The organism is Halomonas sp. OfavH-34-E (assembly GCF_024124525.1).
Classification (GTDB): Bacteria; Pseudomonadota; Gammaproteobacteria; order Pseudomonadales; family Halomonadaceae; genus Halomonas; species Halomonas litopenaei.
In genome coordinates this window covers 1-5,091 of sequence record NZ_JAMXRY010000098.1, presented here as the reverse complement: position 1 = coordinate 5,091, position 5,091 = coordinate 1, and the positions used below count along the sequence as shown (strand labels likewise).

7 protein-coding genes are annotated in these 5,091 nt (G+C 64.3%); all 7 read left to right on the top strand.

Annotated features, from left to right (window positions below; translation table 11 throughout):
- Window positions 1-931, top strand: a 931-nt coding sequence (locus NH448_RS23030) for a flagellar hook-length control protein FliK (protein WP_253029546.1), incomplete at its 5' end; no start/stop codon positions are given.
- On the top strand, window positions 928-1,218 hold the full coding sequence (locus tag NH448_RS23025) for an EscU/YscU/HrcU family type III secretion system export apparatus switch protein (protein WP_045994767.1): 291 nt from the start codon (window positions 928-930) through the stop codon (window positions 1,216-1,218). The genes NH448_RS23030 and NH448_RS23025, both read left to right, overlap by 4 nt.
- A gap of 290 nt (window positions 1,219-1,508) precedes the next feature.
- Complete coding sequence (locus NH448_RS23020) at window positions 1,509-1,835, top strand: flagellar transcriptional regulator FlhD (RefSeq protein ID WP_045994768.1); 327 nt, start codon at window positions 1,509-1,511, stop codon at window positions 1,833-1,835.
- Entirely contained in the window at window positions 1,832-2,419 is a 588-nt protein-coding gene (gene flhC / locus NH448_RS23015; protein ID WP_045994769.1) for a flagellar transcriptional regulator FlhC, read from the top strand. The genes NH448_RS23020 and flhC overlap by 4 nt, the downstream gene beginning before the upstream one ends.
- Before the next feature lie 334 nt (window positions 2,420-2,753).
- Entirely contained in the window at window positions 2,754-3,626 is an 873-nt protein-coding gene (gene motA / locus NH448_RS23010) for a flagellar motor stator protein MotA (protein ID WP_045994770.1), read from the top strand.
- Complete coding sequence (gene motB, locus NH448_RS23005; RefSeq protein WP_083970640.1) at window positions 3,623-4,594, top strand: flagellar motor protein MotB; 972 nt, start codon at window positions 3,623-3,625, stop codon at window positions 4,592-4,594. Before motA ends, motB begins: the two co-directional genes overlap by 4 nt.
- Before the next feature lie 23 nt (window positions 4,595-4,617).
- Window positions 4,618-5,091 (top strand): Hpt domain-containing protein (locus NH448_RS23000; protein WP_253029545.1); only part of this gene is annotated, 474 nt, incomplete at its 3' end.

The window sequence follows — 5,091 nt, the reverse complement described above, 5'->3', positions numbered from 1 at the left end:
GGCGACCAGCGCAACGGCCGGGCTGGCCACTGGCCCGTCAGGGCCCGCCGTCACGATGCTCGCCGAGCGTCTGGGCGAGCGCGTGCGCGACAGCGGCCTGTTCTACGAGTCCCACCTCAATCGCTGGTTTCACGGCAACCTGGACCGCGCCCAGCTGGCACGGGAGCCCCAGATGTGGCGCGCCCTGGTGTTTCGGCCAATGGCCAGCGAGGCGAATGCTCAGACCGCTGGGCACTCCCCCGCTTCAGGCCCTGGTCGGCTCTCTACTCAAGCAGGCGCAATGGCCGGGCAACCGAACACTCAACTGAGCTCTCAACTGGGCTCTCAACCGAGCTCTCGACAGAACATGGCGCCCGCCTTCCCGCTGGCGCCCTGGCGCAGCTCCCAGCCGGCCGGCTATCTGCCCAGCCTGGCGACGACAATCGCCGCCAATGCCCAGGGCGCCCAGGGCGTCTCGAGCACGTCGGACGATGCCGCCGCCGCCCGTCGCGAGGGCGCATCCCCAAGCGGCGTCCACGAGAGCCTCGCTCCGCTGGTGCGCCACCAGCTCGAGATGCTGGCCACCCCGGTGCTGCGCTGGGAAGGCGATGTCTGGAGCGGACTGTTCATGGCGCTCGCCATTCATCCGCCGCAACGGGAGCCGGATCATCAGGGCGGCGGCAAGGGCCGCGACGACAGCAAGGACGAGGAACACGCCTGGCGTACCGAGCTGGAACTCGAGCTGGCCGAACATGGCTCGCTCAGAGTGTCCGCGCTGCTCGGTGAAGAGCACCTGAGCCTGCGCCTGGCGACGTCCGCCGAGGGCCTGAGGGATCGACTCGAGCAGGGGCGCGAAACACTGATACAGCGCCTTGAGGGTCATGGCTTCGCCCGGGTGGAGCTGACCATCACCGAAGGTGACAGCAGGTCTGCCGAGGAGCTTCCCAAGTGAGCGATGACCAACCCGCACCCTCACGCCGCCATGCGGTGGCGCTGAGCTATGGTGAAAATGATCAGGCACCGAGGGTGATCGCCAAGGGCTACGGTGATATCGCCGAGCGCATCATCGACGAAGCCCGCCGCCAGGGAATCCACGTCCATGATGAACCGGCGCTGGTGGGCCTGTTGATGCAGCTCGATCTGGACGAGCAGATTCCGCCTCGTCTCTACCAGGTGATCGCCGAACTGCTGGTGTGGGTAGGCGAGCTAAATGCGAGCGACTCGCGAAACAGAATGTAATAAAATGTACAGGGCTAATTAAACTTGGGTTTTTTTGGCGTCGTAAATATCGGTTTTCTTTGAATATTCACTTTTATTGATACACATCATACGGACACCGTTGAAGCTTTTTCCTCCCTCCTGGCTTGCGCCACACTGATAGCAATCGACAATACCTCGAATGGTGGACACGGACCTGACACTTAAACGTCAAAAAGTTCCGATAGTGTCCGTCCGCACCTATTCAGGTATATCGGCAATACCTAAAGCTGGCGATGATCAGCAAAAAAAACGATCAAGGCAGGGAACCCATGAGCAATCAGTCACTGATCGACGAGATTCAGGAGTTGAATCTTGCCTATCTTCTACTGGCCCAACGTCTGTTGGCCGAAGACCGCACCACCGCCCGTCTGCGTCTGAACATCAGCGAAGAACAGGCCGAGCTGCTGGAAAGCTTCAATGCACGCCAGCTGACCCGGCTGTCACGCACCAACCAACTGCTCTGCCAACTGGGGCTCGGCTCCACCGAGCAACTGCGTCAGGTGGTGGACAACCCGCGGGAACAGGGCCTGGCTCACCTCCACTCCTCGCTGTTGATGGCTTGCAGCGCGGCCTCTACCGGAGGCGCGCTGACATGAGCACCAAGAGCCTGGTCCAGGAGATGCATCAGGTGCAGCTCGCCATCGACCTGATCGAACTCGGTGCGCGTCTGCAGGTCCTGGAAACCGAGACCGACCTCAGTCGGGCCCGCCTGATCCGGCTGTTCAAGGAGGTCCGCGGCATGTCACCGCCCAAGGGCATGCTGCCGTTTTCCACCGACTGGTTCATCACCTGGCTGCCGAACATCCACTCGTCGCTGTTCTATGCCTTCTATCAGCGCCTGCAGGACCAGGGATGCGAGCGCATGGAGGCCTTCGTCAAGGCCTACCGGCTGTACACCGAGCAGATCGACATCGACGCCGCCGAGCCGGTGCTGGGGCTGACCCGGGCCTGGACGCTGATCCGCTTTTTTGAAAGCGACCTGCTGCAGTTGACGCCCTGCACCCGCTGTCATGGCAACTTCGTGGCCCACGCTCACTCGCCGAGCCACGACTACGTCTGCGGCATCTGCCAGCCACCGTCCCGCGCCGGCAAGACCCGCCGTCGCCAGGCGCAGAAGGACGAGGCCGCCAAGGCCGCAGAGACGCCAGCGATTGCAGGGCCGGTCAAGCATCTGGCTTGACCCCTCTTTACCACCGCAGGCCGCAGGGCCGCTCCTTGTCGGGGCGCCCTGCGGCAGTCCAGTCTGCGGTTATCCGCCCTGTTTCACTCGCCCTACTCCCTTCTCGCTAGGCCCCACCCCCCTCGCCCTCTCACTCTCTTACCCTCTCTTTCTCCGCTCTCTCCCTCTCTACCTCTCTACCTTCACTCTGTCTTTACTCTCTCCCCCTTCTTCCTTGGGCCCACCGATCCTGCATATTTTTTCGTTGAACGGTGATTTCACGGCTCAAGTCTGTCGCCGGCACGCCGATAACTGAAGCAGAACGTCTTCCACGTCTCTGCAAAGGATAGTCGTCGTGCTGATACCTATTGGATTCGCGGTCGTGCTGCTGTCGGTATTCGGGGGCTTCGTGCTCTCCGGCGGCAGCCTCGGCCCGCTGTTCCAGCCGACCGAACTGCTGATGATCGGTGGCGCCGGCGTTGGCGCCTTCATCGCCTCCAACCACGGCAAGGCGCTCAAGGCGACCTTCCGCATCTTTCCTCGTCTGAGGCGCTCCAAGCGCTACGACAAGGCCATGTACATGGAGCTGATGGCGTTGCTTTACCGGCTGCTGGCCAAGGTGCGCCGCGACGGCATGCTGGGCATCGAGCGCGACATCGACAATCCCGCCGAAAGTGCGCTGTTCAGCGAGTACCCCAAGGTCGTCGCCGACCCGATGATCATGAACTTCCTGACCGACTACCTGCGCCTGATGGTGGCCGGCAGCATGGACCCGATGGAAATCGACGAGCTGATGCTACACGAGATCGAGATGTTCGAGCAGGAGGCGCATATTCCTGCCGACGCCATCGCCAAGGTCGGCGATTCCATGCCCGCCTTCGGCATCGTCGCCGCGGTGATGGGGGTGGTGAAGGCGCTGAGCGTCACCGCCGCCGATCCCGCCGAGATGGGGGTGATGATCGCCCACGCCCTGGTCGGCACCTTCCTCGGCATCCTGCTCGGCTATGGCTTCATCAGCCCGCTGGCCTACCGCATCGAACGCCAGACCGGCGAGTCGATCAAGATGCTGCAGTGCCTGAGGGTCACCCTGCTGGCCAGCCTGCACGGCTATCCGCCGCAGCTGGCGGTGGAGTTCGGCCGCAAGGCGCTGCACACCAGCGAACGCCCGAGCTTCAAGGAGCTCGAGGACCATGTGCGTGACGCCAAGGCCAGCGCGGGGGCCGCATGAGCAGCCCCAACCAGCGCCGACCGATCATCATCCGCCGCAAGAAGGTGGTGCATCGCCACCATGGCGGTAGCTGGAAGATCGCCCTGGCTGACTTCATGACGGCGCTGATGGCGCTGTTTCTGGTGATGTGGATCCTGTCTTCCGCCAGCCGCGAGACCCGCGAGGGCGTGGCCGACTACTTCAGCATGCCGCTGCTGGCCGCCATGACCAATGGCGACAGCGTGGCCATGAGCCCCCAGGTCATCCCCGGTGGTGGGCCCGACGTGACCAGCCAGCAGGGCGAGCGCATGCGCATCGACCTCAAGCGCCAGACCCGCCCCAGCGAGCAGCAACGACGCGCCTTCCGTGACCTGCAGCAGCGCATCGAGCTGGCCATCCAGCAGGACCCCAGCCTGCGTGGACTGCGTGACCAGCTGCGCTTCGACATGACCCAGGAGGGGCTGCGCATCCAGTTGCTGGACGACGAGCAGCGGCCGATGTTTGCCCTCGGCAGCGACCGCGTGGCGCCCTACCTCCGCAATCTACTGCGCACCATGGCGCCGCTGCTCAACGACCTGCCCAACGACCTGAGCATCAGTGGCCATACCGACAGCCTGGCCTACCTGAACGGCCGGGGCGGCTACAGCAACTGGGAGCTTTCCTCGGACCGCGCCAACGCCTCGCGCCGGGAGCTGCTCGATGGCGGCCTCGAGGGCGACAAGCTGCTGCGGGTGGCAGGCCTGGCCGACCAGGTGGTGATGCCTGGCACCGACGCCGATGACCCGATCAATCGACGTATCGAACTGGTGGTGCTGTTTCCCAGCGTCGCCGAGCTGATTCGCCACCCCGGCACCCTCGATCCGCGAGCCCCCAGGCCCGCCAGGGGCGGCGGTGAGGCCCAGCTCGCCGGTCCCCTCGAGGACATCGAGGCACGCTTTCACACCGCCCTGGCCAATTCCCCAGCGTCGCCGCCAGACGAGCCGCACTGAACCAGAACAAGGGTGACACAGGCATGGATATCACCGACTTCTACGACACCTTCTTCGAGGAAGCCGAAGAACTGCTGGCGGACATGGAACGCCATCTGCTGGAGCTGGATCCAGCAGCGCCGGACACCGAGCAGCTCAACGCCATCTTCCGCGCCGCCCACTCGATCAAGGGCGGCGCCGGTACGTTCGGCTTCGAGATCCTGCAGCGCACCACCCACCTGTTCGAGAACCTGCTCGACCATACCCGGCGCGGCGAGCTGCGCCTTCGCCCCGACATCGTCGACACCTTTCTGGAAACCAAGGACATGCTCAACGACCAGCTCGACGCCTACCGCAACGAACAGGCGCCGGACCAGGAGGCCTACGAGCGCATCTGTCAGACCCTGAAGACCCTGGCACTGGAGGAGATTGGCCAGGCCTTGGACGGCGGCGCCGAGCCTGCGGCACCTGCGGCGGCGGAAGCGGCTGATCCGGCCCCCGCCCCGGCGGCGACGGCT

Bases quoted from the DNA above. Each gene is read 5' to 3' on its own strand.
- NH448_RS23020 (WP_045994768.1), top strand. From the start codon at position 1,509: ATGAGCAATCAGTCACTGATCGACGAGATTCAGGAGTTGAATCTTGCC.
- flhC (WP_045994769.1), top strand. From the start codon at position 1,832: ATGAGCACCAAGAGCCTGGTCCAGGAGATGCATCAGGTGCAGCTCGCC.
- motB (WP_083970640.1), top strand. From the start codon at position 3,623: ATGAGCAGCCCCAACCAGCGCCGACCGATCATCATCCGCCGCAAGAAG.